Source organism: Halorubrum sp. SD683 (genome assembly GCF_002135045.1).
Classification (GTDB): Archaea; Halobacteriota; Halobacteria; order Halobacteriales; family Haloferacaceae; genus Halorubrum; species Halorubrum ezzemoulense.
In genome coordinates, this window is the sequence record NZ_NEWJ01000028.1 from 7,687 (window position 1) to 34,079 (window position 26,393).

35 protein-coding genes and 1 tRNA gene are annotated in these 26,393 nt (G+C 69.4%); 32 read left to right on the plus strand and 4 right to left on the minus strand.

What is annotated here, in order from left to right; genetic code table 11:
- Both B9G49_RS08905 and B9G49_RS08910 read left to right on the plus strand, forming a co-directional pair.
- Positions 1–607 (plus strand): class 1 fructose-bisphosphatase (locus B9G49_RS08905; RefSeq protein WP_233125183.1); only part of this gene is annotated, 607 nt, incomplete at its 5' end.
- A gap of 112 nt (positions 608–719) precedes the next feature.
- Positions 720–2,531, plus strand: a complete 1,812-nt coding sequence (locus B9G49_RS08910) for an acyl-CoA carboxylase subunit beta (RefSeq protein ID WP_086216122.1) — start codon at positions 720–722, stop codon at positions 2,529–2,531.
- Between the two features lie 24 nt (positions 2,532–2,555).
- Here the strand turns inward: B9G49_RS08910 and B9G49_RS08915 are convergent, their stop codons facing one another.
- A complete protein-coding gene (locus B9G49_RS08915; RefSeq protein ID WP_086216123.1) occupies positions 2,556–3,104 on the minus strand; it encodes a VTT domain-containing protein in 549 nt (182 codons plus the stop codon).
- Between the two features lie 136 nt (positions 3,105–3,240).
- Between B9G49_RS08915 and B9G49_RS08920 the strand changes: the two genes are divergently transcribed.
- Together B9G49_RS08920 and gfo6 are read left to right on the plus strand one after the other, a co-directional pair.
- Positions 3,241–3,789, plus strand: coding sequence for a redoxin domain-containing protein (locus B9G49_RS08920; protein WP_086216124.1), 549 nt, complete (start codon positions 3,241–3,243; stop codon positions 3,787–3,789).
- Positions 3,790–3,895: 106 nt separating this feature from the next.
- On the plus strand, positions 3,896–4,987 hold the full coding sequence (gene gfo6, locus B9G49_RS08925; protein ID WP_049930171.1) for a D-xylose 1-dehydrogenase Gfo6: 1,092 nt from the start codon (positions 3,896–3,898) through the stop codon (positions 4,985–4,987).
- Positions 4,988–5,011: 24 nt separating this feature from the next.
- Here the strand turns inward: gfo6 and B9G49_RS08930 are convergent, their stop codons facing one another.
- The gene (locus B9G49_RS08930) at positions 5,012–5,854 is read right to left on the minus strand and encodes an aldo/keto reductase (protein WP_049930172.1); all 843 of its coding nucleotides are present in this window, start codon (positions 5,852–5,854) and stop codon (positions 5,012–5,014) included.
- Positions 5,855–6,252: 398 nt separating this feature from the next.
- A tRNA-Gly gene (locus B9G49_RS08935) sits at positions 6,253–6,323 on the minus strand.
- A 107-nt stretch (positions 6,324–6,430) separates the two neighbouring features.
- Here B9G49_RS08935 and B9G49_RS08940 point away from each other — a divergent pair.
- From B9G49_RS08940 to secY, 26 genes are all read left to right on the plus strand, one after another.
- Positions 6,431–7,708 (plus strand): PQQ-dependent sugar dehydrogenase, encoded by a 1,278-nt coding sequence (locus B9G49_RS08940; RefSeq protein WP_086216125.1) that lies wholly within the window; start codon positions 6,431–6,433, stop codon positions 7,706–7,708.
- A gap of 159 nt (positions 7,709–7,867) precedes the next feature.
- Positions 7,868–8,734 carry a putative RNA uridine N3 methyltransferase gene (locus tag B9G49_RS08945; protein WP_086216126.1) on the plus strand — a complete coding sequence of 289 codons (867 nt, stop codon included), beginning with the start codon at positions 7,868–7,870 and terminating at the stop codon, positions 8,732–8,734.
- A gap of 4 nt (positions 8,735–8,738) precedes the next feature.
- Positions 8,739–9,755, plus strand: a complete 1,017-nt coding sequence (locus B9G49_RS08950; protein ID WP_086216127.1) for a 50S ribosomal protein L3 — start codon at positions 8,739–8,741, stop codon at positions 9,753–9,755.
- A gap of 3 nt (positions 9,756–9,758) precedes the next feature.
- Positions 9,759–10,505: a 50S ribosomal protein L4 gene (gene rpl4p, locus B9G49_RS08955; protein ID WP_086216128.1), complete on the plus strand. Its 747-nt coding sequence runs from the start codon at positions 9,759–9,761 to the stop codon at positions 10,503–10,505.
- Positions 10,502–10,756 (plus strand): 50S ribosomal protein L23, encoded by a 255-nt coding sequence (locus B9G49_RS08960; protein ID WP_049930182.1) that lies wholly within the window; start codon positions 10,502–10,504, stop codon positions 10,754–10,756. The genes rpl4p and B9G49_RS08960 overlap by 4 nt, the downstream gene beginning before the upstream one ends.
- Before the next feature lies 1 nt (position 10,757).
- Complete coding sequence (locus B9G49_RS08965) at positions 10,758–11,480, plus strand: 50S ribosomal protein L2 (RefSeq protein ID WP_086216129.1); 723 nt, start codon at positions 10,758–10,760, stop codon at positions 11,478–11,480.
- Positions 11,477–11,902 (plus strand): 30S ribosomal protein S19, encoded by a 426-nt coding sequence (locus tag B9G49_RS08970; RefSeq protein ID WP_049930185.1) that lies wholly within the window; start codon positions 11,477–11,479, stop codon positions 11,900–11,902. The genes B9G49_RS08965 and B9G49_RS08970 overlap by 4 nt, the downstream gene beginning before the upstream one ends.
- Positions 11,903–11,905: 3 nt before the next feature.
- Entirely contained in the window at positions 11,906–12,370 is a 465-nt protein-coding gene (locus tag B9G49_RS08975; RefSeq protein ID WP_086216130.1) for a 50S ribosomal protein L22, read from the plus strand.
- Positions 12,370–13,308, plus strand: coding sequence for a 30S ribosomal protein S3 (locus tag B9G49_RS08980; RefSeq protein WP_086216131.1), 939 nt, complete (start codon positions 12,370–12,372; stop codon positions 13,306–13,308). The genes B9G49_RS08975 and B9G49_RS08980 overlap by 1 nt, the downstream gene beginning before the upstream one ends.
- Positions 13,308–13,526, plus strand: coding sequence for a 50S ribosomal protein L29 (rpmC, locus tag B9G49_RS08985; protein WP_006114466.1), 219 nt, complete (start codon positions 13,308–13,310; stop codon positions 13,524–13,526). Before B9G49_RS08980 ends, rpmC begins: the two co-directional genes overlap by 1 nt.
- 1 nt (position 13,527) lies before the next feature.
- Positions 13,528–13,986: a ribonuclease P protein component 1 gene (locus B9G49_RS08990; RefSeq protein WP_086216132.1), complete on the plus strand. Its 459-nt coding sequence runs from the start codon at positions 13,528–13,530 to the stop codon at positions 13,984–13,986.
- Entirely contained in the window at positions 13,977–14,321 is a 345-nt protein-coding gene (locus B9G49_RS08995) for a 30S ribosomal protein S17 (RefSeq protein WP_006114464.1), read from the plus strand. The genes B9G49_RS08990 and B9G49_RS08995 overlap by 10 nt, the downstream gene beginning before the upstream one ends.
- Complete coding sequence (locus B9G49_RS09000) at positions 14,321–14,719, plus strand: 50S ribosomal protein L14 (protein WP_004597429.1); 399 nt, start codon at positions 14,321–14,323, stop codon at positions 14,717–14,719. Before B9G49_RS08995 ends, B9G49_RS09000 begins: the two co-directional genes overlap by 1 nt.
- Positions 14,720–14,721: 2 nt before the next feature.
- Entirely contained in the window at positions 14,722–15,078 is a 357-nt protein-coding gene (gene rplX, locus B9G49_RS09005) for a 50S ribosomal protein L24 (RefSeq protein WP_086216133.1), read from the plus strand.
- On the plus strand, positions 15,075–15,788 hold the full coding sequence (locus tag B9G49_RS09010) for a 30S ribosomal protein S4e (protein ID WP_049930192.1): 714 nt from the start codon (positions 15,075–15,077) through the stop codon (positions 15,786–15,788). Before rplX ends, B9G49_RS09010 begins: the two co-directional genes overlap by 4 nt.
- Positions 15,781–16,305 carry a 50S ribosomal protein L5 gene (locus tag B9G49_RS09015; RefSeq protein ID WP_049930678.1) on the plus strand — a complete coding sequence of 175 codons (525 nt, stop codon included), beginning with the start codon at positions 15,781–15,783 and terminating at the stop codon, positions 16,303–16,305. The genes B9G49_RS09010 and B9G49_RS09015 overlap by 8 nt, the downstream gene beginning before the upstream one ends.
- Entirely contained in the window at positions 16,302–16,475 is a 174-nt protein-coding gene (locus tag B9G49_RS09020; RefSeq protein ID WP_004597423.1) for a 30S ribosomal protein S14, read from the plus strand. Before B9G49_RS09015 ends, B9G49_RS09020 begins: the two co-directional genes overlap by 4 nt.
- A gap of 2 nt (positions 16,476–16,477) precedes the next feature.
- Positions 16,478–16,870, plus strand: coding sequence for a 30S ribosomal protein S8 (locus B9G49_RS09025; protein ID WP_004047215.1), 393 nt, complete (start codon positions 16,478–16,480; stop codon positions 16,868–16,870).
- Between the two features lie 2 nt (positions 16,871–16,872).
- Positions 16,873–17,406 carry a 50S ribosomal protein L6 gene (locus tag B9G49_RS09030; protein WP_049930194.1) on the plus strand — a complete coding sequence of 178 codons (534 nt, stop codon included), beginning with the start codon at positions 16,873–16,875 and terminating at the stop codon, positions 17,404–17,406.
- A 3-nt stretch (positions 17,407–17,409) separates the two neighbouring features.
- Complete coding sequence (locus B9G49_RS09035) at positions 17,410–18,120, plus strand: 50S ribosomal protein L32e (protein ID WP_049930196.1); 711 nt, start codon at positions 17,410–17,412, stop codon at positions 18,118–18,120.
- Entirely contained in the window at positions 18,113–18,574 is a 462-nt protein-coding gene (locus B9G49_RS09040; protein ID WP_049930197.1) for a 50S ribosomal protein L19e, read from the plus strand. The genes B9G49_RS09035 and B9G49_RS09040 overlap by 8 nt, the downstream gene beginning before the upstream one ends.
- The gene (locus tag B9G49_RS09045) at positions 18,574–19,131 is read left to right on the plus strand and encodes a 50S ribosomal protein L18 (protein WP_049930198.1); all 558 of its coding nucleotides are present in this window, start codon (positions 18,574–18,576) and stop codon (positions 19,129–19,131) included. Before B9G49_RS09040 ends, B9G49_RS09045 begins: the two co-directional genes overlap by 1 nt.
- Complete coding sequence (locus B9G49_RS09050; protein ID WP_049930200.1) at positions 19,124–19,771, plus strand: 30S ribosomal protein S5; 648 nt, start codon at positions 19,124–19,126, stop codon at positions 19,769–19,771. The genes B9G49_RS09045 and B9G49_RS09050 overlap by 8 nt, the downstream gene beginning before the upstream one ends.
- Entirely contained in the window at positions 19,771–20,241 is a 471-nt protein-coding gene (locus B9G49_RS09055) for a 50S ribosomal protein L30 (RefSeq protein WP_086216134.1), read from the plus strand. The genes B9G49_RS09050 and B9G49_RS09055 overlap by 1 nt, the downstream gene beginning before the upstream one ends.
- Complete coding sequence (locus B9G49_RS09060; RefSeq protein ID WP_086216135.1) at positions 20,238–20,735, plus strand: uL15m family ribosomal protein; 498 nt, start codon at positions 20,238–20,240, stop codon at positions 20,733–20,735. The genes B9G49_RS09055 and B9G49_RS09060 overlap by 4 nt, the downstream gene beginning before the upstream one ends.
- A 1-nt stretch (position 20,736) precedes the next feature.
- A complete protein-coding gene (secY, locus tag B9G49_RS09065; RefSeq protein ID WP_049930205.1) occupies positions 20,737–22,218 on the plus strand; it encodes a preprotein translocase subunit SecY in 1,482 nt (493 codons plus the stop codon).
- Positions 22,219–22,729: 511 nt separating this feature from the next.
- On the opposite strand, the gene B9G49_RS09070 is transcribed toward secY, so the two are convergent.
- On the minus strand, positions 22,730–23,488 hold the full coding sequence (locus tag B9G49_RS09070) for a hypothetical protein (protein ID WP_049930207.1): 759 nt from the start codon (positions 23,486–23,488) through the stop codon (positions 22,730–22,732).
- A 189-nt stretch (positions 23,489–23,677) separates the two neighbouring features.
- Here B9G49_RS09070 and B9G49_RS09075 point away from each other — a divergent pair, with 189 nt between their 5' ends.
- Both B9G49_RS09075 and B9G49_RS09080 read left to right on the plus strand, forming a co-directional pair.
- Positions 23,678–24,808: a tRNA (guanine(26)-N(2))-dimethyltransferase gene (locus tag B9G49_RS09075; RefSeq protein WP_086216136.1), complete on the plus strand. Its 1,131-nt coding sequence runs from the start codon at positions 23,678–23,680 to the stop codon at positions 24,806–24,808.
- A 109-nt stretch (positions 24,809–24,917) separates the two neighbouring features.
- Positions 24,918–26,240 carry a YihY/virulence factor BrkB family protein gene (locus tag B9G49_RS09080; protein WP_086216137.1) on the plus strand — a complete coding sequence of 441 codons (1,323 nt, stop codon included), beginning with the start codon at positions 24,918–24,920 and terminating at the stop codon, positions 26,238–26,240.
- The last annotated feature ends 153 nt before the right edge of the window (positions 26,241–26,393 follow it).

Consider the following 26,393-nt stretch of genomic DNA (forward strand, 5'->3'; position numbering starts at 1 on the left):
CCTCGCCGGCTCCTCGAACCTCCGGTCGAACAACGCGATGGGCACCGTCGTCGGCGTGTACGACGCGCCGCTGCCCGCGAGCGGCCGCGACCTCGTCGCCGCCGGCTACGTCCTCTACGGCCCGATCACGACGATGGTCGTCGCCGACGAGACGGGCGTCCGCGAGGAAGTGGTCACCGCCGACGGCGACAGCGTCGAGAGGTCCGTCGTCGAGGCCGACCTCTCGCTGCCGGCGACCCCAACTGTCTACGGGTTCGGCGGCCGGGTCCCCGACTGGCCCGCGGACTTCCGCGCGTACGCCCGATCGATCGAAGACGAGCTGAAGCTCCGGTACGGCGGCGCGATGGTCGGCGACGTGAACCAGGTGCTCACCTACGGCGGCGTGTTCGCCTACCCCGCCCTCCGGAGCGCGTCCGAGGGGAAGCTCCGGCTACAGTTCGAGGCGAACCCGATCGCCTACATCGTCGAGCGCGCGGGCGGCGCGTCCTCGGACGGAACCGGCTCGATCCTCGACGTGGAGCCCGAGGCGGTCCACCAGCGCACGCCGGTTTACGTGGGCAACGAGGCGCTGATCGAGCGGCTGGAAGCCGCCGTCGACGCGGAGTAGCAGCGGGGTACCGCTCCGGACGAGCGGCGCGCCGCCCCGGGCCGCCGGCCGACGCGGGCCCGCCGAATCCCGCATGGAAAACTGTTTAGGATCCACCGCAAATCTTGCGTTCATGAAAGTCCACGTCGGCGCGGCGGCGACGCCCGAGGAGGCTGCGGCGATCGCGAAGTCGCTCGCCGAACACCTCGGCGTCGACGTCGACGTCCACGTCGAGGGCGAGGAGACGCCGGTCGCCAGCGCCGAGCCGTCCGAGCCGAGCTACCCGCTCGACGACGACCTCGGACCGACCGACCGCGAGCGCGACCTCCGCGCCGAGATAGCCGACATCCGCGAGGGCGGCCCGGAGAAGTACCGCGACCGCCTCTCGGAGCAGGGGAAGCTGTTCGTCCGCGACCGCCTCGACCTCTGGTTCGGCGGCGAGGGCGGGACCCGCGGGACCGGCGACGCCGGCGCCGCGGACGGCGACCCCGCGGGGGTGAAGTTCGAGGACGGGAAGTTCGCCGCGTTCGACGACTGGCACCCCGACGCGCCCGCCGACGAGGACGAAGCGGGGAACGAGCGCGGCGGCGACCGCCTCCCGGGCGACGGCCTGCTGACGGGCGCGGCCGAGTTCGAGGGGCGCGACGTCCACTTCATGGCCAACGACTTCACCGTGAAGGCGGGGTCGATGGCGTCGAAGGGCGTCGAGAAGTTCCTTCGGATGCAACAGCGGGCGCTGAAGACGGGGAACCCGGTGCTCTACCTGATGGACTCCTCCGGCGGTCGGATCGACCAGCAGACCGGCTTCTTCGCCAACCGCGAGGGGATTGGGAAGTACTACTACAACCACTCGATGCTCTCCGGCGCGGTGCCGCAGATCTGCGTTCTCTACGGCCCCTGTATCGCCGGGGCCGCCTACACGCCCGTCTTCGCGGACTTCACTGTGATGGTGGAGGACATGTCCGCGATGGCGATCGCCTCCCCGCGAATGGTGGAGATGGTCACCGGCGAGGAGATCGATCTGGACGACCTCGGCGGGCCCCGCCTCCACGCCGAGGAGTCGGGGTCGGCGGACCTGATCGCCCGCGACGAGGAGCACGCCCGCGAGCTGGTCGCCGACCTGATCGGCTACCTCCCCGACCGGGCCGGCGAGAAGCCCCCGCGGCGCGAGACGAAGCCGCCGAAGCTCTCGCCCGACGGGATCGACGAGCTGATCCCCGAGTCGCCGAACCGCCCGTACGACGCCCACGACCTGATCGACCGGATCGCCGACGCCGAGTCGGTGTTCGAGCTGAAGGAGGGGTACGGTCCGGAGATCGTCACGGCGTTCTGCCGGATCGACGGGCGGCCGGTCGGCGTCGTCGCCAACCAGCCGACGGAGCGGTCGGGCGCGATCTTCCCGGACGCCGCGGAGAAGGCCGCGGAGTTCATCTGGACCTGCGACGCCTACGAGATCCCCCTGCTGTACCTCTGTGACACGCCCGGCTTCATGGCGGGCTCGCAGGTGGAGAAGGACGCCATCTTAGAGAAGGGGAAGAAGATGATCTACGCCACCTCCTCGGCGACGGTGCCGAAACAGACCGTCGTCGTGCGGAAGGCGTACGGCGCGGGCATCTACGCGATGGGCGGGCCGGCCTACGACCCTGAGAGCGTCATCGGCCTTCCCTCCGGCGAGATCGGCATCATGGGCCCCGAGGCCGCGATCAACGCGGTCTACGCCCGGAAGCTCGCCGAGATCGACGACCCCGAGGAGCGCGCCGCCGAGGAGGAGCGCCTCCGCGAGGAGTACCGCGAGGGGATCGACGTCCACCGCATGGCGAGCGAGGTCGTCATCGACGAAATCGTGCCGCCCTCGGACCTCCGCGCCGAGCTCGCCGCGCGCTTCGACTTCTACGAGGACGTTCAGAAGGACCTGCCGGACAAGAAGCACGGGACGATCCTCTGACCGGACGAAACGGGCGGAGCCGGGCTACAGCGCCGCGACGAGGTCGCCGCCGAACAGCCCGACTGCGCTCTCGACGCCGAGCGCGACGGCCAGCCCGATTCCCAGGAGCGCGCCGGCGTAGGCGGCCGACCCGAGCAGCGACGCGGCGGCGAACCGCGGCGCGGACACCGACGACGCGCTCGCGCTGGGCACCGCGAGCCACCCGCGCGTCCCGGGGACGGCGTTCGAGGCGGCGACCGCCGGGAGCCCCCACCGGTCGAGCCAGCGCGTCGCGCCGTCCAGTCGCCCTGCGTCGACCGGGACGACCCTCGACGCCGTCGGATCCAGGTCGAACCGACGGACGGCGACGAAGAGCAGCGACTGGCCGGTCGTCGCCCCGACGACGGCCGCCGCGAACACCGGGACGACCGCCACAGCGTCGATCCCCGCGGCGACCACCGCTGCGACAAAGAGCGTCCGCGCTGGCAGCACCTTCCCGACGAGGGCGCCTTCGAGCGCGAAGACGACGAAGACCGCGACGGCGCCGTAGGTGCCGACGAGGGCGAGCGCCGTCTCGGCGTGGGCTCCGATCACGACCGCCCTCCGGGCCCCACAGCTAAAACACCCCCCGAGCCGGCTGTTCGCACGCGTCAGGCCGCTCCGCGGACCCGGTTGCGGTCGCCGCCCCCGCCTCGGGTGGCTATTTATCGGCCGCGGGCCTCGTGGACGCATGGTCACCGTCGGCGACACCGCCCCCGACTTCGCCGCGCCCGCGGTCGGCGGGGCTCCGGACGGCGACGCGGAGCGCACCGCAACCGAACTGGCGCTGTTCCGGTTGGTCGAGGCGCACGACGCCGTCGCTCTCTGTCTCGCGCCCGCGACGTTCGTGCCGCCCTGTACCGCGGCGCTCGCCGCGGTCCGCGACGCCGGCTGGCACGACCGCGACGGCCTCGCCGTCGTTGCGCTCACGGGCGACTCGCTGTACGCGGCGTTCGCGTACGCCGACCGGTTCGGACTCCCCTTCCCGGTCGTCGCCGACTTCCACGGCGGCGTCGCCGAGTCGTACGACCTGCTCGCCGACTCGTGGGAGGGGCATTCGGGCATCCCGCGGCGCGCGACGGTCGTGATCGACGGGGACTGGACGGTCCGGTTCGCCGAGGCGACCGACGATCCCCTCGACCGCGCCGACCCGGCGCCGGTCCGGCGCGCGGCCGAGACGCTCCGCGAGATCGGGATCGACGTGGACCGGCCGCGGGTGAACTACGACGGGCCGTGGTGAGCGCGGCGCGGACGAGCGCGACGGCGGCGCGGTCCGTGACTCGCCCGGTCGCGTCACGCGTCGGCGTCGCCGTGGTTATTTGACGCCCCCGCGCGGAGGGGGCGACATGGACGCCGCCTTCGCGGAGTACCTCGACGAGTTCACGCGCCGCGACTGGGAGACGCTCGACCCGGCCGCCGTCGCCGACCCGGTCAGGGTCGCGGTCGTCGGCCTCGGCTGGTTCGCCCGGGAGTGGGCGCTGCCCGGCATCGCGCGGTCGGCGTACACCGAGGCCACCGTCGTCAGCGACGTCGACCCCGCGGCGGTCGAAGCGGTCGCGGCCCAGCGCGACCTGACGGGCCTCACGCCCGAGGAACTGCGATCGGGGGCCGCCGCGGACGCGTACGACGCCGTCTACGTCGCGACGCCGAACGCGACCCACCTGGAGTACGTCGAGGCCGCCGCACAGCAGGGGAAGGCGGTCCTCTGCGAGAAGCCGCTGGAGGTGACGCCGGAGCGCGCGCGGAAGCTGGTGGCGGCCTGCCGCGACGCCGGGGCGCCCCTGATGGTCGGCTACCGGATGCAAACCGACCCCGCCGTCCGGCGGCTCCGCGATCTCCTCGACGCGGGCGTCGCCGGCGAGGTGATCCACGTCCACGCGACGATGTCGCAGACGATGCTCGGCGAACTCGGAAGCGACACGGACCAGTGGCGGCTCGACCCCTCGCTGTCGGGCGGCTGCGCGGTGATGGATCTGGGCGTCTACCCGCTCAACACGACGCGGTTCGCACTCGGCGAGGACCCGGTCCGGGTGTCCGGCCGGACCCGGTCGGAGCACGAGGCGTTCGCCGACGTGGACGAGCACGCCTCGTTCCGACTCGAGTTCCCGGACGACGTCGACGCGTTCTGTACGGTGAGCCAGAACGCCCAGCACGCGAGCCGGCTGGAGGTCACCGGGACGGACGCCAGACTCGTCCTCGACCCGGCGTTCTACGAGCGCGAGGACCGCGGATTTGCCGTGGTTCGCGGCGGGACGCGGGTCGATGTCGACTTCGAGCAGGTCCACCAGATCGAAGAGGAGTTCGCCTACTTCGGTCACCAGCTGCTGGCCGACGAACCGTTCCACCCCGACGGCGAGCACGCGCTCACGGACATGCGCGCGCTCGCCGGCGTCTACGAGTCGGCCGAGACCGGGCGGCCGGTCGAACTCGGCGACTGAGCCGCGACCGCGGCCGCGAGACCGCTACTGTTCGATGCCGTACACGTCGCTCGTCCAGTCGCGGGCCGGGGTGTCGTACACCGGGGCGTCGCGGTCGCGCCCGTCGAGCCGTCGCCGATCGGCCTCGTCGAGCTCCCAGTCGAGGTCGGCGTTGGCCCGGACGTGCTCCGGGGTCGACGAGCGCGGTAGCGGGACGACGCCGCGGTCGATCGCCCACCGGATGATCACCTGCGCCGGGTGCTTGTCGTACTGCTCCGCCAGCTCGGCGACGACCTCGTCGCCGAACACGTCGGTCCGCGCGAGCGGGGCCGCGGCCTCGATCACGGTGTCGGTCTCGCGGCAGTAGTCGACGAGGTCGGGCCGCTGGAACCACGGGTGAAACTCGATCTGGTTGACCGCGATCGGCACGTCGGAGATGTGGTGCGCGCAGCTGAGCTGGTACGCGCTGAAGTTCGAGACGCCGATATCGCGGACGAGCCCCCGCTCGCGCAGCTCCGCCATCGCCTGGAGCGTCTCGCGCAGAGAGATGGCGGGGTTCGGCCAGTGGATCAGGTACAAGTCGAGGTAGTCGGTGCCGAGCCGGTCGAGCGACGCCTCGCACGATTCGATCACCGACTCGTAGTTGAGGTTCTTCGCGAGCACCTTCGAGGTGAGGAAGACGTCGTCGCGGTCGACGTCGCTCGCCGCGAGCGCCTCCCCGATGACCGCCTCGTTGCGGTACCCCTCTGCGGTGTCGATGTGCGCGTAATCGGCGTCGAGCGCCGCCCGAACGCTGTCGGCCGTCTCGTCGTCGTCGAGGTCGTACGTGCCCAGCCCGAGCGCCGGCAGCTCCGCGCCGCTCGGGAGCGTCTTCGTTGGTACGGTCACGCGAGGGGGGTTCGCCGGATCACCGATTGAAAGTACCGGTCGGGGAATCTCGTGCGGCGGCGCGTGCCTGCGAGGCCGCCACGCGGCCGAGCAGCACGCGCGAGGGGGTCGCGAGCGAAGCGAGCGGAAGTCAGGCCGGTACATGACCGCAGGGAGTACACCGGCCGAGATTCGAACTCAGAATCAGACGTGCCCGCTCACGGCTCGCTCCGCTCGCCGTTCGCTGCGCGCGACTGATAGCGCTCAAGTCTCTCTCGGTGATTCTGCTCACTTCGTTCGCAAGTCCGCTGAGCGGAGTGAAGCGGACGCTGACTGGCGCAGTCAGTCGGAAAATGTACCGGCCGAGACTCCCGCAAGCAGAGCGAGCGGGAGTCAGGTCGGGGCACGACCGCAGGGAGTGCACCGGCCGAGATTTGAACTCGGGTTGCAACCATGGCAAGGTTGCGTGATACCACTACACTACCGGTGCGTGCTTCGCATCCGATCGTAGTCCGGGTCGGAGATATAAGGGTTCCGAACGACGGTCGGCGGAAGGGTCATCGGTGCCGCGCCCCCACACGGATCCGTACCCGAACGATGACCGACCTGCCCGACCGCGCCGACCGACGCACCGTCCTCCGCGCGACCGCCGGGCTCGCCGGCATCGCCGCGTTTCCCGCCGTCGCCGGCTGTCTCGGGGGCGGCGGCTCTCCCGGCGGCGACGAGGCCGGAGGCTCCGGCGACGACGGCGGCGACGCCCCGCCGGACGACGGCGCGGGCGTCGCGTACGACGTCGAGACCGTCGCGGAGGGGTTCGAGAACCCATGGGCGCTCGCCTTCCTACCCGACGACGGTCGCCTGCTGGTCACAGAGCGACCGGGACGGCTCTCGCTTGTCGACCCCGCGGACGGGGCCGTCGAGGCGGTCGCGGGCGCGCCAGAAGTGTTCGCGGAGGGGCAGGGCGGCCTGCTCGACGTTGCGGTCCACCCGGACTACCCGGCCGACCCGCGCGTCTACCTCACGTACGCGGCGGCGAACGACGCGGGCGAGGCGACGACGCACGTCGGGACCGGACGGCTCTCGCTCGACGGCGGCGACGCGCCGGTGCTCGACGAGTTCGAGCCAATCCGGGTCGCCGAGCCGTTCCGCGGCGGCGCGAACCACTTCGGCTCCCGGGCGACGTTCGGCCCCGAGGGGTCGCTGTTCGTCACGGTCGGCGACCGGCGCGACACGGACTTCGGACCCGACCACGTCTCGCAGGACCGTTCGAACGAGCTGGGCGCGACGCTGCGGCTGACCCCGGACGGCGACGCCCACCCCGACAACCCGTTCGTCGACGGCCCGGACGCGGCCGACGCGCTGTACAGCTACGGGCACCGGAACCCGCAGGCGATGGCGGTGCGGCCCGAGACGGGCCGGATCTGGCAGTGCGAGCACGGCGAGGAGGACGGCGACGAGATCAACGTGATCGAGCGCGGCGGCGACTACGGCTGGCCGGTCGCCAGCGAGGCGTGCCGCTACGGGACCGACGACCCCTTCGCGCCGGGCCACGGGGACCGCGACGGCGTGATCGCGCCGGTCCACCACTGGCCGTGCGGGTCCGGCGGCTTCCCGCCGAGCGGCGCGGTCTTCTACGACGGCGACGCGTCCCCCGAGTGGCGGGGCGACCTGTTCGCGGGCACGCTCGCGGCGCGGTACCTCGGGCGGTTCACGGTCGACGGCGACGGCCTCGACGCGACCGTGACCGAGCGCGAGCCCCTGCTCGCCGACCGCGGGTGGCGCATGCGCGCGGTCGCGGTCGAACCGGACACGGGGAACCTCTACGTCGCGGTCGATGACGGCGACGCGCCGGTGGCGCGGGTCGTTCCGGTGTGAGGGGTCGCCTCCGCGGCGACGCGGATCCGTGTGACGAGTTGGCTCGGATTCGCGGGCGGAATCCCCGCGCAGACCCCGTGTGAACGCGGCACAGCCGGATATCGGGACCGCTATCCTTTTACCGTGCCGTCCGGAATCGAAGGTTACAGTCTCGCCACGATGCGTACCGAAGACGGACTCACGATCTGTGTCCCGTCTTCGCTCGTCCGGGAAGCCGAGGACGACCGCGAGGCGACTCGCAAACTCGGCTACGTCGCCCGTGCGGCGGCGGTGTTCCGGGCGGATCGGCTCGTGGTCTTCCCCGACCGGGAAGGCGACGGGCGACGGGGCGGGGAGTACGTCCGCACCGTGCTGGGGTACGCCGCGACGCCGCCGGAGCTCCGAAAGGACCTCTGGGGGCAGCGCGACGAACTCCGGTACGTCGGTGTGCTTCCCCCGCTCCGCGTGCCGTGGCGGACCGGCTCGACCCCTAGCGGGGAAGAGTCGAAAACACAGGGACTCGTGACCGAGGTCGGACCTGAAGGCCGCGTCCGGGTCAATTCCCCGCTGCGGGAACACCCGATCTCCCTGCTCGTCCCCTCCGGAATGGAGGTCGAGCGGGGGGAGCGCGTCACCATCAGGGTCTCTTCGAGAGAACCGGTCCGCGCCCGCATCACCGGGAAGCCGGAGGTCGGCTTCCAGGTCGCGGCCGCGGACCTGTCGGAAGCGCTCGCCGGCGACGGACTGGCCGTCGCGACGTCGCGACACGGAGCGGAACTCTCCGTCTCGCGGCTCGGCGACCTCGTCTCGGACGCCCGCGAGGCCGGCGGTTACACCGTCGCCTTCGGCGCGCCCGAGCGGGGGCTTCCGGAGATGCTCGGGCTTTCGCCCGACCGCATTCGGGCGGCCGTCGCCGACGGCCGCTCGGTCGAACCCGATCCGGGGTTCGACCTCTGGCTGAACACGATCCCGGCACAGGCGAGCGAGGTCGTCCGGACGGAGGAGGCTCTGTTCGCGACCCTCGGCTCGCTCACACTCACGGAGTAAACACATGCCACAACCAAGCCGACCAAGAAAAGGCTCGCTGGGCTACGGCCCGCGCACCCGCGCAGACAGCGAGGTGCCGCGCATCCGTTCGTGGCCAGAAGACGACGGGGCCCCTGCGCTGCAGGGATTCGCCGGCTACAAGGCCGGGATGACCCACGTCATGATGGTCAACGACGAGGCGAACTCGCCGCGTGAAGGGATGGAAGAGGCCGTCCCCGTCACCGTCGTCGAGACGCCGCAGATGCACGCCGTCGCCGTGCGCGCCTACGAGAACACGCCGTACGGACAGAAGCCGGTCGAAGAGGTCTGGGCGACCGAGTTCCACGAGGAACTCGACCGCGCGCTCGACCTCCCGGCGGAAGACACCTTCGAGGCAGATGCCGACGAGCTCCGCGCGCTGCTCGACGACGACGTCGTCGACGACGTGCGCGTCATCACGCACACGGCGCCCTCGGAGCTCTCGAACGTCCCGAAGAAGAAGCCCGACATCATGGAGACGCGCGTCGGCGGCGGCTCCCTCGAGGAGCGCGCCGACTTCGCGTTGGACCTCGTTTCGGAGGGCGGCGCCCACGAGTTCGGCGACGTCTTCCGCGCGGGCCAGTACACCGACGTCTCCGGCATCACGAAGGGGAAGGGGACGCAGGGTCCCGTCAAACGCTGGGGCGTTCAGAAGCGGAAGGGCAAACACGCCCGCCAGGGATGGCGGCGTCGGATCGGCAACCTCGGTCCGTGGAACCCCTCCCGCGTCCGCTCCACCGTCCCCCAGCAGGGGCAGACCGGCTATCACCAGCGCACCGAGCTCAACAAGCGCCTCATCGACTTCGGCGAGGGCGACGACGCCTCCGTCGACGGCGGCTTCGTCAACTACGGCGAGGTCGACGGTGAGTACGCGCTCATCAAGGGCTCGCTGCCCGGTCCGGACCAGCGCCTGCTGCGGTTCCGCCCGGCCATCCGGCCGAACGACCAGCCGCGCCTCGACCCCGAGGTCCGGTACGTTTCCACCGAATCCAACCAGGGATAACCAATGAACGCAACAGTACACGACCTGGACGGCGAGGAGGCGGGCAGCGTCGAGCTGCCGGCCGTCTTCGAGACCGCGTTCCGACCGGACCTCATCGGTCGCGCGGTCGACGCCGCTCAGGCCAACCGGAAGCAGGCCTACGGGGCCGACGAGTTCGCCGGGCTGCGGACGCCCGCCGAATCGTTCGGCTCCGGCCGCGGGCTCGCGCACGTGCCACGTTCCGAGAACGTCGCCCGTCGCGTCCCGCACGCCGTGTCGGGGCGCGCCGCGCACCCGCCGAAGGCCGAGAAGGACCAGTCGAAGCAACTGAACGACAAGGAGCGACAGCTCGCGATCCGGTCAGCCATCGCGGCCACGACCGACGCCGAGCTCGTCGCCGAGCGCGGCCACGCGTTCGACGAGGACCTCGACCTCCCGCTCGTCGTGAGCGACGAGTTCGAGGACCTCGAGAAGACGCAGGACGCCCTTGGCGTGCTCGAAGCCGTCGGCGCCGACGCCGACATCGAGCGCGCCGAGGAGGGTCGCTCCGTCCGCGCCGGACAGGGCAAGGCCCGCGGCCGCAAGTACCGCCAGCCCAAGTCCGTCCTCGTCGTCACCAGCGAGGAGCCGTCCCGCGCCGCCCGCAACCTCGCGGGCGTCGACGTCGCGACCGCTCGCGAGGTCAACGCGGAGGACCTCGCGCCCGGCGCGCACCCGGGCCGACTCACGCTGTGGACCGAGAGCGCCGTCTCGGAGGTGGCCGACCGATGAACTCGATCATCGAGCATCCGATCGTCACCGAGCAGGCGATGAACGAGATGGACTTCAACAACAAGCTGCTGTTCCTCGTCGACGTGGACGCGACCAAACCGGAGATCGAGTCCGAGGTCGCCGAGCGCTACGACGTGGGCGTCGTCAACGTGAACACGCAGGTGACGCCGCAGGGCGAGAAGAAGGCGGTCGTCACCCTGTCCGCGGACGACGACGCGACCGAAATCGCCTCGCGTATCGGGGTGTTCTGAGATGGGACGACGAATCCAAGGACAACGGCGCGGACGCGGCGGCCCGACGTTCCGGGCCCCCTCCCACCGTTACAAGGCGGAACTGTCGCACAAGAAGCTCGAAGACGTGGACACGGTCACCGGCGAGATTGTCGGGATCGAACACGACCCGGCCCGCTCGGCCCCCCTCGCGGAGGTCGAGTTCGAGGACGACGACCGTCGGCTCGTGCTCGCGCCGGAAGGCGTGCGCGTGGGCGAGACGATTCAGGTCGGCGTCTCGGCCGAGATCAAGCCGGGCAACACGCTCCCGCTGGCGGAGGTCCCCGAGGGCGTCCCGGTGTGTAACGTCGAGAGCAACCGCGGGGACGGCGGGAAGTTCGCGCGCGCCTCCGGCGTGTCGGCGACACTCCTCACCCACGACCGCGACGTCGCGGTCGTCCAGCTCCCCAGCGGCGAAGTGAAGCGACTCGACCCGCAGTGCCGCGCCACGATCGGCGTGGTCGCGGGGGGCGGCCGGACGGAGAAACCCTTCGTCAAGGCCGGCAACAAACACCACAAGATGAAGGCGCGCGGCACGAAATACCCGCGCGTCCGCGGCGTCGCGATGAACGCCGTCGACCACCCCTTCGGTGGCGGTGGTCGCCAACACCCCGGCCAGCCGAAGTCCGTCTCGCGGGACGCCCCGCCGGGACGCAAGGTCGGTGACATCGCATCCAAGCGCACCGGACGAGGTGGCAACAAATGAGTTCAGACTACCGAACCGGCCGCGAGGGCGAGGAGTTCGCCTACCGCGGTCACTCGCTCGACGAGCTGCAGGAGATGGACGTAGACGAGGTCGCGGAACTGCTCCCCGCACGCCAGCGGCGAAGCATCGTTCGCGGACTCGGCACCGAACAGCAGAAGCTGCTGGAGACGGTCCGGAGCCGCGACAAGGAGACGACGGCGGACGACCCGATCCGGACGCACCTGCGCGACATGCCGATCCTGCCGGAGTTCGTCGGCGTCACCTTCGCCGTGTACAACGGCCACAGCTTCGAGCGCGTTCAGGTTGAGCCCGAGATGATCGGGCACTACCTCGGTGAGTTCCACCTCACGCGAAGCACCGTCGAACACGGTCAGGCCGGCATCGGCGCGACCCGGTCCTCGAAGTTCGTGCCCCTCAAGTAACCCATGGGAATCAACTACAGCGTCGAGGCCGACCCGGAGACCACCGCCAAGGGGATGCTCCGCGACCGGCCCATCAGCGTGAAGGACAGCAAGGAGATCTCCCGAGAGATCAAAGGCGAGACGGTCGCCGACGCGGAGGAGTTCCTCCAGGAGGTCATCGACGAGGAGACGTCGGTGCCGATGCGCCAGCACAACGCCGGCGCGGGCCACCGCTCCGACATCGACGGCTGGGACGCGGGACGGTACCCCGAGAAGGCCGCCAAGGACTTCCTCAAGCTCTTGGAGAACGTCAAGAACAACGCCAACGAGCAGGGGTTCGACGGCGAGGCGATGGTCATCAAACACGTCGCCCCTCACAAGGTCGGCGAGCGACCCGGTCGGAACCCCCGCGCCGCGGGCGCGACCGAGTGGAACACCACGCTCGCGGACGTCGAACTGATCATCGAGGAGCCGGAGGCTGACAACTAATGGCTGACGAACACCAATTCATCGAGGACGGCCTGCGCCGTTCCCAGATCAACGAATTCTTCGCGGACGAGCTCGGCCGCGCCGGCTACGGTGGGATGGACGTCGCCCAGACGCCGATGGGCACGCAGATCGTCCTGAAGGCCGAAAAGCCCGGGATGGTGATCGGGAAGGGCGGGAAGAACATCCGCAAGATCACCACCGAGCTCGAGGACCGCTTCGACATGGACGACCCGCAGATCGACGTTCAGGAGGTCGACGAGCCCGACCTGAACGCACAGATCGTCGCGGACCGTCTGGCGAACGCCCTCGAACGCGGCTGGTACTTCCGGAAGGCCGGTCACACGACGATCGACCGCATCATGGACGCGGGCGCGCTGGGCGCCGAGATCGTCCTGTCCGGCAAGGTCACCGGCGCGCGCTCGCGCGTCGAGAAGTTCAACCGCGGCTACATCAAGCACAACGGCGAACCCGCAGAGGAGGTCGTCGACCACGGCCAGGGCGTCGCCGTCATGAAGCTCGGGACGATCGGCGTCAACGTGAAGATCATTCCGCCGGGGGCGACGCTCCCGGACGACTTCCAGATCCGCGAGGACGCCGAGGTCCCCGAGGTCGAGCAGGCGGCCGCCGGCGCCGGCGACGACGAGGGCGTCGAGGCGCTGCTCGAAGAGGATCCGGAGGAGGTTCCCGACGTGGGCGCCGACGAGGATGTCGGTGTCCCCGACGAGGACCCCGCGGATGTCATCGACGAGGAGGTCGTCGAGGAGGTCGTCGAGGAGACGCAGGACACGGCCACCGAGGCGACTGACGTCGCCGCGGAGGAGCCGGTTGGCGACGCGGACGCCGACGAGCTCGACGAACTGGACGAAGAGATCGAGTCCGAGGCGGCCGACCTCGTCGCGGAGATGGAGGCGGCCGACGAGGAGGAGGAGGACGAATAATGGCGATCCTCTACACCGACGAGATCCGCGACATGACCGCGGCGGAGCGCCAGGTCGAACTCGAGGAGCTCGAGACCGAGCTGCTCAACTCGAAGGCGCAGCGGGCGGCCGGCGGCATGCCGGAGAGCCCGGGCCGCGTCAACGAGCTCAAGAAGACGATCGCCCGGATCAAGACGATCCAGGCGGAAGAAGGCGACTTCGACGAGGACGAAGCGTAAGATGATCTCCCCCGACACACTCGTTCGGCACGAGCTCGTCGGCCTCCCGGTTCGGGTGGCCGACGCCGACAGCGACGCCCACGTGGGTATCGCCGGTCGCGTGCTCGACGAGACGTTCGGTACCCTCGTGGTCCGAACGGCGTCGGGGGACAAACGCGTGCCCAAGTCGGGCGCGACGTTCGAGTTCGGCGTCGCCGAGACGCCGACCGCTCGCACAGATGAAGCCGCCGGCGACGGACAGTCGCCGGGGTCCGCGTCCCAACTCGGGTCGGATACTACGGGGGTCCGCCCCCGTCAGTCTGGCCCGTCCGGATCCGCAAGCGTCGTCGACGGTGACGGCGCGGGTCCGGCGAGCCGCCGAGGCGAGTGCAAAGACGCGGTCTACGCGACGGTGGATGGCGATCGGTTGCGATATCGGCCCGCCGAACGCACCGAACGAGGTGCCACACAATGGCGATAGGAATTGACGTACCCACGCCTCCGGAGCCAGACAACCCGGAGGATTACGACTACGAGAAATGCCCGTTCTACGGGCAGCTCTCCGTCCGCGGCCAGACCCGCGAGGGAACGGTCGTGTCGACGGATATGGAAAAGACCGTCATCGTCGAGCGAGAGTACGACGTGTTCGTACCGAAATACGATCGGTACATGAAGCGTCGCTCGCGCATCCCGGCCCACGTGCCGGGCGTGCTCGACTCGCTCGAAGTCGGTGACGAAGTGACGATCGCGGAGACGCGACCGCTCTCGAAGACGAAGTCCCACGTCGTCGTCGAGATCCGCTCGGGTGATCAGTGATGGAGGCGCTCAAGGCCGACGTCACGCAGGGGCTCTCGAAGGGCTCGCTGATCACGTGCGCCGACAACACCGGCGCCCGTGAGCTGAAGGTCATCTCCGTGTCGGGCTACTCCGGCACGAAGAACCGCCACCCGAAGGCGGGGATCGGCGACAAGGTGACCGTCTCGGTCACCAAAGGGACCCCGGAGATGCGGCGGCAGGTGCTGGAGGCGGTCGTCGTCCGCCAGCGCAAGCCGATCCGCCGTCCGGACGGCACGCGCGTGAAGTTCGAGGACAACGCGGCCGTCATCATCGACGACCTCGAGGAGCCGCGGGGCACGGAGATCAAAGGCCCCGTCGCCCGCGAGGTCGCCGAACGGTTCGGGAGCATCGCCTCGACCGCGACGATGATCGTCTAACTATGACGAAACAGCCACGCAAACAACGAAAACGGTCGGAGACCGCGCCGCTCCACGAGCGGCAGAATCAGGTCCGGGCCACCCTCACCGACGAGCTCCGCGAGGAGTACGGACAGCGCAACGTCCGCGTCAACGCCGGCGACACCGTCGAGGTGCTTCGCGGCGACGCGGCCGGCACGGAGGCGGAGGTCGTCTCCGTCGACCTGTCCGCCGAGCGGATCACGGTCGAGGACGTCACCGTCGAGAAGGCAGACGGGGAGGAGGTTCCCCGCCCGATTCCGACGAGCAACGTCCGGGTGACCGAGCTGGACCTCGAGGACGAGCGCCGCGAGGCGCGGCTCCAGGAGGATAACGAATGACGCGACACCAGAAGCGACTGTCAGTACCGAACTCCTGGCCGGTCGAGCGCAAGACGAACACGTTCACCGTGAAGGCGGGCGCGGGCCCGCACGGCGAGGCGGGCGTTCCGCTCGTCGTCCTGCTGCGGGACGTGCTCGGCTACGTCGACTCGACGAAGGAGGCGCGCTACGCGCTGAACAACGACTCGATCCTCGTCAACGGGGACGCCGTCTCGGACGAACAGCGTCCGATCGGGATGTTCGACATCCTGGCGTTCCCCGAGCGCGGGGAGTACTTCCGCGTCTTCCCCGACGAGGGCGGTCGGCTCGCGCTGACTCCCGTCGACGAGGACGCCGCGGGCAGCCGGCTCGGGAAGATCACGAACAAGACCGTCGTCCCTGGCGGCGTCACGCAGCTGACGCTCCACGACGGGACGAACGTCCGCGTCGACGACGACGCGGACTACGAGACGAACGACTCGATCGTCGTCGACAACGAGACGAAGGAGATCGTCGCCCACTTCGAGTACGAGGAGGGCGCCTTGGTGACCGCCGTCGCCGGCCAGCACGCCGGCCAGATCGGCGAGATCGAGGACATCGACGTGACCCTCGGCTCCGGCGACAACACCGTGACCGTCGCCAGCGAGGACGGCGGCTACGAGACGGTCGAGGAGTACGTCGTCGTCATCGACGAGAACTTCACCGACGACGAGGGTGATGCGGATGAGTGAAGCCGAGAGCGCCGACCACGAGATGCGCGAGCCGTCCCTCGAGAAGGTTGTCGTCCACATGGGCGTCGGGCAGGGCGGTGAGCCGCTCGCGGACGCCGAGGAGATCATCGAGGAGATCACGGGCCAGCAGTCGGTCCGGACCACCTCGAAGCGCACCATCGCCGAGTTCGGGATCCGCAAGGGCGACCCGATCGGCGTCAAGGTGACGCTGCGGGGCGAGGACGCGCACGCGTTCCTCGAGACCGCGCTCGATCTCGTCGATGTCTCGCGGAGCCAGTTCGACGACACGGGTAACCTCAGCTTCGGGGTCGAGGACCACACCGACTTTCCGAGCCAGGAGTACGACCCCAACATCGGGATCTACGGCCTCGACGTGACGACGACGATCGTCCGTCCCGGCTACCGCGTCTCGAAACGCGACAAGGCGACGGGGACCATTCCCTCCCGCCACCGGATGACAGCCGAGGACGCGGCCGCGTTCCTCGAAACGAACTTCGACGTCGAGGTAACCGAATGAGCGAAGCGAACAACGACACGGGCGAGCACGCCGCGAAGCGCACCGACTCCCGGCACACGTGCCGGCGGTGCGACCGCGAGCAGGGACTCGTCGGCAAGTACGACATCAACCTCTGCCGGCAGTGCTTCCGCGAGGTCGCCCGAGACATGGGATTCGAGAAGTACAGCTGATCATGACGGGAAACGATCCATTCACCAACGCGCTCGCCGGCATGGACAACGCCGAGAGCGTTGGCCACCTGTCGTACACGGTAGAGCCCGCTTCGAACATCATCGGCTCCGTCCTCGAGGTCCTCTACGACCGCGGGTACGTCGACGGCTTCGAGTACGTCGACGACGGGAAAGCCGGGAAGTTCGAGGTCGAACTGAAAGGCGCGATCAACGAGTGTGGCGCCGTCAAGCCCCGCTACTCCGCGGGTGCGGACGAGTTCGAGAAGTGGGAGAAGCGGTACCTCCCCGCCCGTGACTACGGGACGCTCATCGTCACGACGAGCCACGGCGTCATGAGCCACTACGAGGCCCGCGAGGAGGGCATCGGCGGCCAAGTGATCGCATACGTCTACTAACAATGAACAGAGTCGAAATCGAGATTCCGGACGACGTCTCCGCCGAGACCGACCACCTCGAACTCACCGTCGAAGGACCCAACGGGAGCGTCACGCGACGCCTCTGGTACCCCGACGTCGACGTGACGATCGAGGACGGCGCGGTGGTCATCGCGACCGAGAACGAGGACGCGAAGACCAACGCCACCGTCGGCACCTTCGAGAGCCACGTCGCCAACATGATCCACGGCGTCACCGAGGGCTGGGAGTACGCCATGGAAGTGTACTACGCCCACTTCCCGATGCAGGTGAACGTGGAGGGCGACGAGGTCGTCATCGAGAACTTCCTCGGAGAGAGCGCCGCGCGGCGCACCCCCATCCGCGGAGACACGGACGTACAGATCGACGGCGAGACGGTCACGCTCTCGGGCTCCGACAAGGAGGCCGTCGGCCAGACCGCCGCCGACATCGAACAGCTGACGAAGGTGACCGACAAGGACACGCGCGTCTTCCAGGACGGCGTGTACATCGTCGAGAAACCCACCGGAGGTGCCTAACCGATGGCAGACGAACTGGAAGACATCAGCGGTGTCGGTCCCTCGAAGGCGGACGCGCTTCGCGAGGCCGGCTACGAGACGGTCGAGGACGTGAAGGCCGCCTCCCAGTCGGAGCTCTCCGAGGTCGACGGCGTCGGCAACGCGCTCGCAGCGCGTGTCAAGGCCGACGTCGGCGGGCTGGAGGTCGACGAGGAGGCGGACGCGGAGATCGAAGACGAGACCGACGAGGAGGAGCCGGTCGACGAGGCCGAGGAGTCCGAGACGGTCGAGACGGAGCTTCGGCCCCGCGGTCACGCCGACAAGACGCCGGAACTGGACGACGAGACCGCTCGCGCGCTCGCACAGAAGCACCGCGAGGGGAAACCGCAGTTCAACCGGCAGGACTACCACAAGAAAAAGCGGATCCCGACGTCGTGGCGCAAGCCGCGCGGCGGGCTCTCCAAGCAGCGCCGTCGCATGAAGTCGAAGGGGCCGGTCGTCGAGGCCGGCTTCCGCTCGCCGACGGCGTCGCGCGACCTGCACCCGAGCGGCTTCGAGGAGGTCCGCGTTCACAACACGGACGATCTGGAGGGCGTCGACGGCGACACGCAGGCGGTGCGGATCGCCTCGAAGGTCGGCGGTCGAAAGCGCGAACTGATCGAAGACGAGGCGGAGGAGCGCGGCATTCGCGTGCTGAACCCGACCTACGTCGAAGTGGAGGTCGACGATGAGTGATCTGAAGGCGCAGAAACGGCTCGCAGCGGACGAGCTCGACGTCGGCAAGGGCCGCGTCTGGCTCGACCCCGAGGCACAGGAAGAGATCGAGGACGCCATCACCCGCGAGGACGTCCGCGAGCTCATCGAACAGGGAACGATCCGCGCGAAGGACGCGAAGACGAACTCGCGCGGTCGCGCCCGCGAGCGCGCCGACAAGCGCTCGTACGGGCATCAGTCGGGCGCCGGCTCCCGCAAGGGTCGCTCCGGCGCGCGACAGGACACGAAAGACGACTGGAAGGCGCGCATCCGCGCACAGCGGGCCCGCCTGAAGGAGCTTCGCGACGACGAAGACGTGCTCGACGCCTCCGAGTACCGCACGCTGTACAACAAAGCGAGCGGGGGAGACTTCGAGGACGTCGCCCGTCTCGAGGCGTTCATCGAGACGCAGTACGGTTACGAGGTGACGGACTAATGGCGACAGGACCACGATACAAGGTGCCGATGCGGCGCCGCCGCGAGGTCCGGACGGATTACCATCAGAGGTTGCGCCTGCTGAAATCGGGCAAGCCTCGCCTGGTCGCTCGGGTGAGCAACGCTCACGTCAGGGCGCAGCTGGTGACCCCCGGATCCGACGGCGACGAGACCCACGCGGCCGCCTCCAGCGAGGAGCTCGGCGAGTACGGCTGGGACGCCCCCACGGGCAACCTCCCCAGCGCGTACCTCACCGGGTACCTCGCGGGCGCTCGCGCCGTCGACGCCGGCCTCGACGAGGCCGTCCTCGACATCGGGCTCAACACGGCGACGCCCGGCAACAAGACGTTCGCGGTACAGGAAGGAGCGATTGACGCGGGCCTCGAGATCCCGCACAACGACGACGTGCTGGCCGACTGGTCGCGCACGCGCGGCGAACACATCGCCGACTACGCCGAGCAGCTCGACGAGCCGCTGTACAGCGGCGCGTTCGACGCCAGCGAGCTACCCGAGCACTTCGACGACGTGCTCGCGACAATCCAGGAGGACCATGAGTAGACACAACGACGGCTGGGAACCGCGGACGCGACTCGGCCGCAAGGTACAGGACGGCGACATCACGTCGATGGAACAGGCGCTCCAGTCCGGGCTCCCGCTGAAGGAGGCCGAGATCGTCGACCAGCTCCTCCCGGGGCTCGAAGACGAGGTGCTGGACATCAACATGGTCCAGCGCATGACCGACTCCGGCCGCCGCGTGAAGTTCCGTTGCGTGGTCGCCGTGGGCAACCGCGACGGCTACCTCGGCTACGCGCAGGCCCGCGACGACCAGGTCGGCGGCGCGATCCAGAAGGCGATCGACGTCGCGAAGCTGAACATCATCTCGGTGGACCGCGGCTCCGGGTCCTGGGAGGACCAGCCCGGCGGCACCAACTCCCTGACCCGCACGGCGAAGGGGAAGGCCGGCTCCGTCACCGTCGAGATCAAGCCCGCCCCGCAGGGGCTGGGCCTCGCGGCCGCGGAGACGGTCCGCAACATCCTAGAACTCGCCGGCGTCGAGGACGCCTGGACGAACTCCGACGGCAACACGCGCACGACGGTGAACCTCGCGAAGGCGACGTTCAACGCGCTGGAGAACGCGGCGCAGTCCCGTACGCCCCAGCACGCGCGCGAAGTCCACTACGACGAGGTGAGCGAGTGATGCAGGCGATCGTTCAGCTCCGCGGCGAGGTTAATCTCGGGTCCGGCGTCGAGGACACGCTCGACATGCTGAACGTCGGGCGCGTCAACCACGCGACGCTCGTCCCCGAGACGGACTCGTACAGCGGCATGATCGCGAAGGTCAACGATGTCGTCGCGTTCGGGGAACCGAGCGTCGAGGCCGTCGCGCGAACGATCGCGCGGCGCGGCGAGCCGCTCGAAGGCTCGGCCTCGGCCGACGTCGACGACGAGTGGATCGACGACAACACCGACTACGCCGACCTGGAGGCGCTGGCCGAGGCGCTCGTCGACGAGGAGACCACGCTGCGCGAGCAGGGTCTCTCGCCGACGCTGCGGCTCCACGCCCCCCGCGGCGGTCACGAGGGCATCAAACACCCCGTGATCGAGGGCGGCGAACTCGGGAAACACACCACCGAGGAGATCGACAGTCTCCTGGAGGCGATGCGATGACGAGCAAGAAACGACGACAGCGCGGCTCTCGGACGCACGGCGGCGGCACGCACAAGAACCGGCGCGGCGCCGGGCATCGCGGCGGTCGCGGCGCGGCCGGTCGCGCGAAACACGAGTACCACAACTACGGTCCGCTCGGCAAGCACGGGTTCAAGCGCCCCGAGGACGCTCAGACGGAGGTCCTCGAAGTGAAGATCCAGAAGCTCGACGAGGACGCGGCGCTGTACGCCGCGGACGGTCTCGCCGAGGAGGACGGCGACGCGTACGTCTTCGACGCGCGCGACGTCGTTGAGGACGGCCACGAGGCTGACGTGGTGAAGGTGCTCGGCGGCGGACAGGTCCGCCGCGAGCTCCGCGTCACGGCCGACGCGTTCACCGCCGGTGCGGTCGAGCTCATCGAGGAGGCGGGCGGCGAGGCGACGCTCTCCGAGCGCGCCGAAGAGCCCGCTGACGAACCGGAAAACACTTCCGACGACGAGAACGACGAGGCGTAACATGAGCTGGAAGGAGGCCGCCGAACCGGTGCTCTCGCGGATGCCCGTCGTGGAGCGGCCCGCGGGACACGTCCCGTTCAGACGGAAGCTTACGTGGACGGCCGGAATCCTGATCGTCTACTTCTTCCTGACCAACATCAACCCGTTCGGGTTGGCGGTCGGGCAGGGGTCGGACTTCTTCGGGCAGTTCCGGTCGGTGCTCGCCGGGTCGTCCGGGTCGCTGCTACAGGTCGGTATCGGACCGATCGTCACGGCGTCCATCGTCCTCCAGCTGTTGGGCGGTGCGAACCTCCTCGGGCTCGACACCGAGAACGACCCGCGCGACCAGGTCCTCTATCAGGGCCTCCAGAAGCTGCTGGTGATCATCGTCTCCGCCCTCACGGCGGCGCCGATGGTGTTCACCGGGGGGTTCCTCCCCGCGGACGACGCGGTCGCGAGCGCGCTCGGCATCGGGACGTTCGGCGTTCAGGTGCTGATCTTCGCGCAGATCTTCGTCGGCGGCATCCTCATCCTGTTCATGGACGAGATCGTGAGCAAGTGGGGCGTCGGCTCCGGCGTCGGGCTGTTCATCATCGCGTCGGTGAGCCAGCAGATCGTCGGCGGCTTCTTCAGCTTCTCCGCACTCGGCGCCTCCGGCTTCTTCGCGAGCTGGTACGGCGTCATCTTCGGCGACGTGCCGGTGTCGATGTCGCCGTTCACGGCGGAGGGGCTCCAGAATCTCCTCTTCGATCCGGGGAACATTCTGGCGCTTTTCACCACGGTGTTCATCTTCGGGATCGTCGTGTACGCGGAGTCGGTCCGCGTCGAGATCCCGCTGTCGCACGCCCGCGTGAAGGGCGCCCGTGGACGCTTCCCGGTGAAGCTCATCTACGCGTCCGTCCTCCCGATGATCCTCGTTCGCGCGCTGCAGGCGAACATCCAGTTCCTCGGCCAGATCCTCTCCTCGCAGTGGGCGGGGATGCCGGCGATACTCGGGACCTACAGCGAGCAGGGGCAGCCCATCGGCGGGCTGTTCTACTACCTGAACCCGATTCAGAGCCGGGGGCAGTGGATGTGGTTCCTCGGTGAGATACCGGCGTCCGTCGAGCCGTGGATGATCGCGATCCGGCTCGCGATCGACCTCGCGTTCATGATCGTCGGCGGCGCTATCTTCGCGATCTTCTGGGTCGAGACTACCGGCATGGGGCCGGAGGCGACCGCGAAACAGATCCAGAACTCCGGGATGCAGATCCCCGGGTTCCGCCGGAACCCGCAGGTCGTCGAGAAGGTCATGGAGCGGTACATCCCGCAGGTGACCGTCATCGGCGGCGCCCTCGTCGGGCTGCTCGCCGTGATGGCGAACCTGCTTGGCACCATCGGGCAGGTCTCCGGCACCGGGCTACTGCTTGCGGTCTCTATCACGTACAAGCTGTACGAGGAGATCGCCGAAGAGCAGCTCATGGAGATGCACCCGATGATGCGCCAGATGTTCGGCAACGAGTAGCGAACATCCACTCCTTTCCGTTCTTCTTCGACCCTGAGCGACTGCGTCGTACTCAGCAGTCTCCTACCGGTGGGAGTCGAAGTGACCGACTCGGACGGCTTCTTCGAGCAACTCGACGAGACCGAGGCGATCGCCGACGATTAACCGGAATCTATCGAAACACCGGTCGAACAGACGGAAGCGGACGCCCCCCGCGCGGATGCGGATACAACGGCCGGCTCAACGTTCACCGAGCCACGACGACGTACTGGTACCTCCGGTACATCGCCAGCTGTCGATTCCGTCGGTGTAAATTCAAACGACACAGTATCGCGCCGAGTCGGTTCCTGACGCTTCGCGTCGACAACGGATCGAGAACTCGGCGTTAGGGGAGCGACCGGTCGGGTTCGGCCGCTATCGCCCGCGACTTCCGAGGCGTGACCAGATCGGGTTGTTCCGGCTGGTCGCCTTTCGCTCGGAGACGCACCGCTCGGCTCGATCCCACCGAGACCGCCGGCCGCGGTCGCCCCGGCTATACGGCGTCGGACCGATCGCTCGCAGCGGCTTCGTCCGCCGCATCCTCTTCGTCGTCGCTCATCTCCTCGGCGGCTTCTTCGACCTTTTCTTCGACGGTTTTCTCCACCGTCTCTTCGACCTTCTCGCCGACGGTTTCTTCGACGGTTTTCTCCACCGTCTCTTCGACTTTCTCGCCGACGGTCTCCTCGACGGTCTTCTCTACCGTCTCTTCGACTTTCTCGCCGACGGTCTCCTCGACGGTCTTCTCTACCGTCTCGCCCACGGTCTCTTCGACCTTGCCCGAGACCTCCTCGCTGACCGTGTCGCTGACGTCGTCGGCGACCTCGCCGACCTCCTTGTTGACGGTCTCGCCGACGCTCTTCTCGACCTCCTTGCTCACGGTCTCCTCCACCTTCTCGCCGACGGTCTCCTCGACGGTCTTCTCGACCTCCTTGCTCACCGTTTCGCCGACGGTCTTCTCGACCTCCTTGTTGACGGTCTCACCGACGGTCTTCTCGACCTCCTTGTCGACGGTCTCGCCGACGCTCTCTTCGACCTGTTTCCCGACCTGGTCGGCGACCTCGCGCGTCATCCAGTCCGGATCGAAGCGGGCCATCTTCCACACGACGTGGATCACGTACGACGCGAACACCCCGATCCCGAACGCGATCGCGACGTTGTTCACCTGCGTCGTCGCGATCAACACGATCGACAGGACGATCAGCGCGCCGTACGCGATGTCGGTCGCCGCGTCTACCCGCGCCGGGCTTACCATTCCCGGCCCTCCGTCTCCTCGTCGACCGCGCTCGCCCGCCGCATGGGATATCCGTTCATACGGTTACCTTGCGAGCCCGCGGCGTAAAAGCCTCCCTCGTTGGGCGTCCGCGCCCCGCGCCCGGAGATCCGGAGCGCGCCCCCGGACCCGGAGCGCGACCCTTTTAGCCCGGATGGTCGAATCGAGCGTATGGACATCGAAGAGGGCGGACTCACCGTCTCCGTCCCGGAGGCTCGCGACGGCGCCAGCAAGGGCACCGGCGGCGGCGTCTTCTTCAACCCGACACAGGAGCTGAACCGCGACGTGACGGTCGCGACGCTGCGCGCCTACCGCGACCGCGAACCGCGCGTCGCCTCGTACCTCGACGCGATGGCCGCCTCCGGGGTCAGGGGGGTCCGCGCCGCCGCGGAGGGGTATCGGGTCACCTGCGCCGACGTCGACGCGGACGCGGTCGAGCTCGCCGCCACGAACCTCGACGCCAACGGCCTCGACGGCGAGGCGGTCCACCGCGACGTCAACGCCCTCCTGTACGACGAGGGGCCGTTCGACGTCGTCGATCTGGACCCGTACGGCACACCGATCCCCTTCGCGGACGCCGCGTTCGCGAACGGGCGCAACCTGGTCTGCGTCACCGCGACCGACACCGCGCCGCTGTGCGGCGCCCACCTCAACAGCGGGATCCGGAAGTACGGCGCGGTCCCGCGCAACACCGACTATCACCCCGAGATGGGGCTCCGAACGCTGATATCCGCCTTGGTGCGGACCGCCGCGCGCTACGACAAGGCGGCGACGCCGATCCTCTCGCACGTCTCCCGTCACTACGCGCGGACTTACCTCGAACTGGAGTCGGGCGCCCGCGCGGCCGACGACTGCCTCGACGGCGTGGGGTACGTCGACCACTGCGAGGACTGCCTCTGGCGCTCGGCGACGCCGGGGCACGTCGCCGACCCGGTCGACGCCTGCCCGGAGTGCGGGAGCGACCGCGTCCTCACGGCCGGTCCGATCTGGCTCGGCCCGGTCGCGGACGCCGACTTCGCGCGCGCCGTCCGCCGCGAGGTGACGGACGACATGGGCGAGGCGAAGCGTGCGCGCAAGCTGCTCGGGACGGTCGCTCGCGAACTCGACACCCCCACGCACTACGACCAGCACCGGCTGTACAAGGAGTGGGGCGAGCCTGCGATCGGGATGGACGAGTTCGTCGAGCGCGTCCGCGGGGCCGGCCACGAGGCGAGCCGCGCGCACTACCGTGGCACGGCGGTGAAGAGCACGGCGTCGATCCCCGAGATGCGCGAGGCGGTCCTCGGCGACGGCGCGGACTGACGGGGCCGCGGCCGCGTTCGCTCCCGCCGCGAATTCCACCCCACGAGCGCCCGCCCGCGCCGCGCCCGGCACCCTCCCGCTTTTGTCGCGGTCGGTCGAAACGCGTGACGTGTCTCGACACTCGCGCACCGCGTTCGGCACGGTTCGGCGCGTCGCCGACCTCGCGGTCGACAGGCAGGTGACGTTCCTCGCGGCCGCCATCGCCTACTACGCGTTCGTCTCGCTCGTCCCCGCGCTCCTGCTGCTGGTCGTCGTCGCTACCGCCGTCTTCGGCGAGACCATCGCCGCCGAGCTGGTGGCGTCCACGGGCGAGTTCCTCACGCCGGCCGGCGAGGAGGCGGTCGTCGGGGCCGTCTCCTCGGCCGGCGGGCGGACCGGCGCGAGCCTGCTCGGGGTCGGGCTGCTGATCTGGTCGACGCTGAAGGTGTTCCGCGGGCTCGACACGGCGTTCGTCTCGCTGTACGGCGGCGAGGAGACGCCCGGCCTCCTCAAGCAGATCGCCGACGCCGCCTCGGTCGTCGTCGGCGTCGGCGTCGGCCTCGGCGTGATGGTCGCCGTGGGCGCGTTCGTCGCGGCCGCGGACGCGCTTCCCCTGATCGAGGCGGCGAGCGTCCTCGCCCTGCCCGCCCTCCTCGCGGTCGTGTTCCTCCCGATGTACTACCTCCTGCCGCAGCCGGCGATCGCCGTCCGCGAGGCGCTGCCGGGCGCGGCGTTCGCGGCGGTCTGCTGGACGCTGCTTCAGGCCGGGTTTCAGGTGTACGCCGCGGGCGCCGCGCAGTACGAGGTGTACGGCGTCATCGGCGGCATCCTCCTGCTGGTCACGTGGCTGTACCTCGCCGCCGTCGTCGTCGTCCTCGGTGGCGTGGTCAACGTGGTGCTCGCCGGGCGGGGGACTGGCGGCGACGACTCCGGGGAGGCCGGGGGCGGCGGTCCCGCCGCCGCGTTCGACGGCACCGACGACGCCGCGGACCGGCAGTTACAACAGGACCGCGACCGACCCACGGGTATGAACGGCGAGTCGGATCCCGAGGGGGACGACGGCGAACGGCCGCGCGGCGCGCCGGACGTCGCCGCCCTCGAAGCGGAGGTCCGGGAGCTGCGGTCGCAGCTCGACGAGTTCGAGGACGACGTGGAACGCCGGACGGTCGACAAACCGGAGGTCGAGTCGGAGCTGAAGCGGTACGTCCGCTCGCGGATGCGCCGCGGCCACGCCCGCGGCTGGGGCCCGTACCTCGTGCTGCTGTACGGGACCGTGCTGACGCTCGCCGCGTTGACCTCCCTCGACGGGATCTACGCGGTCGGCGCCATCGTCGTCCTCGGACTCTCGACGCTCGGCCTGTACACGATCTTCGTCGTCGTCGGTATCGGCCTCAACCTGATCGAAACGCCGGGGAAGGCGCTCGACTACGCCCGCCGCCGCGGCGATGACTGACCGGACGACGGACGCGTGACGGGACTCGTCGCCGCCCTCGAAGCGGAGGTCCGGGAGCTGCGGTCGCAGCTCGACGAGTTCGAGGACGACGTGGAACGCCGGACGGTCGACAAACCGGAGGTCGAGTCGGAGCTGAAGCGGTACGTCCGCTCG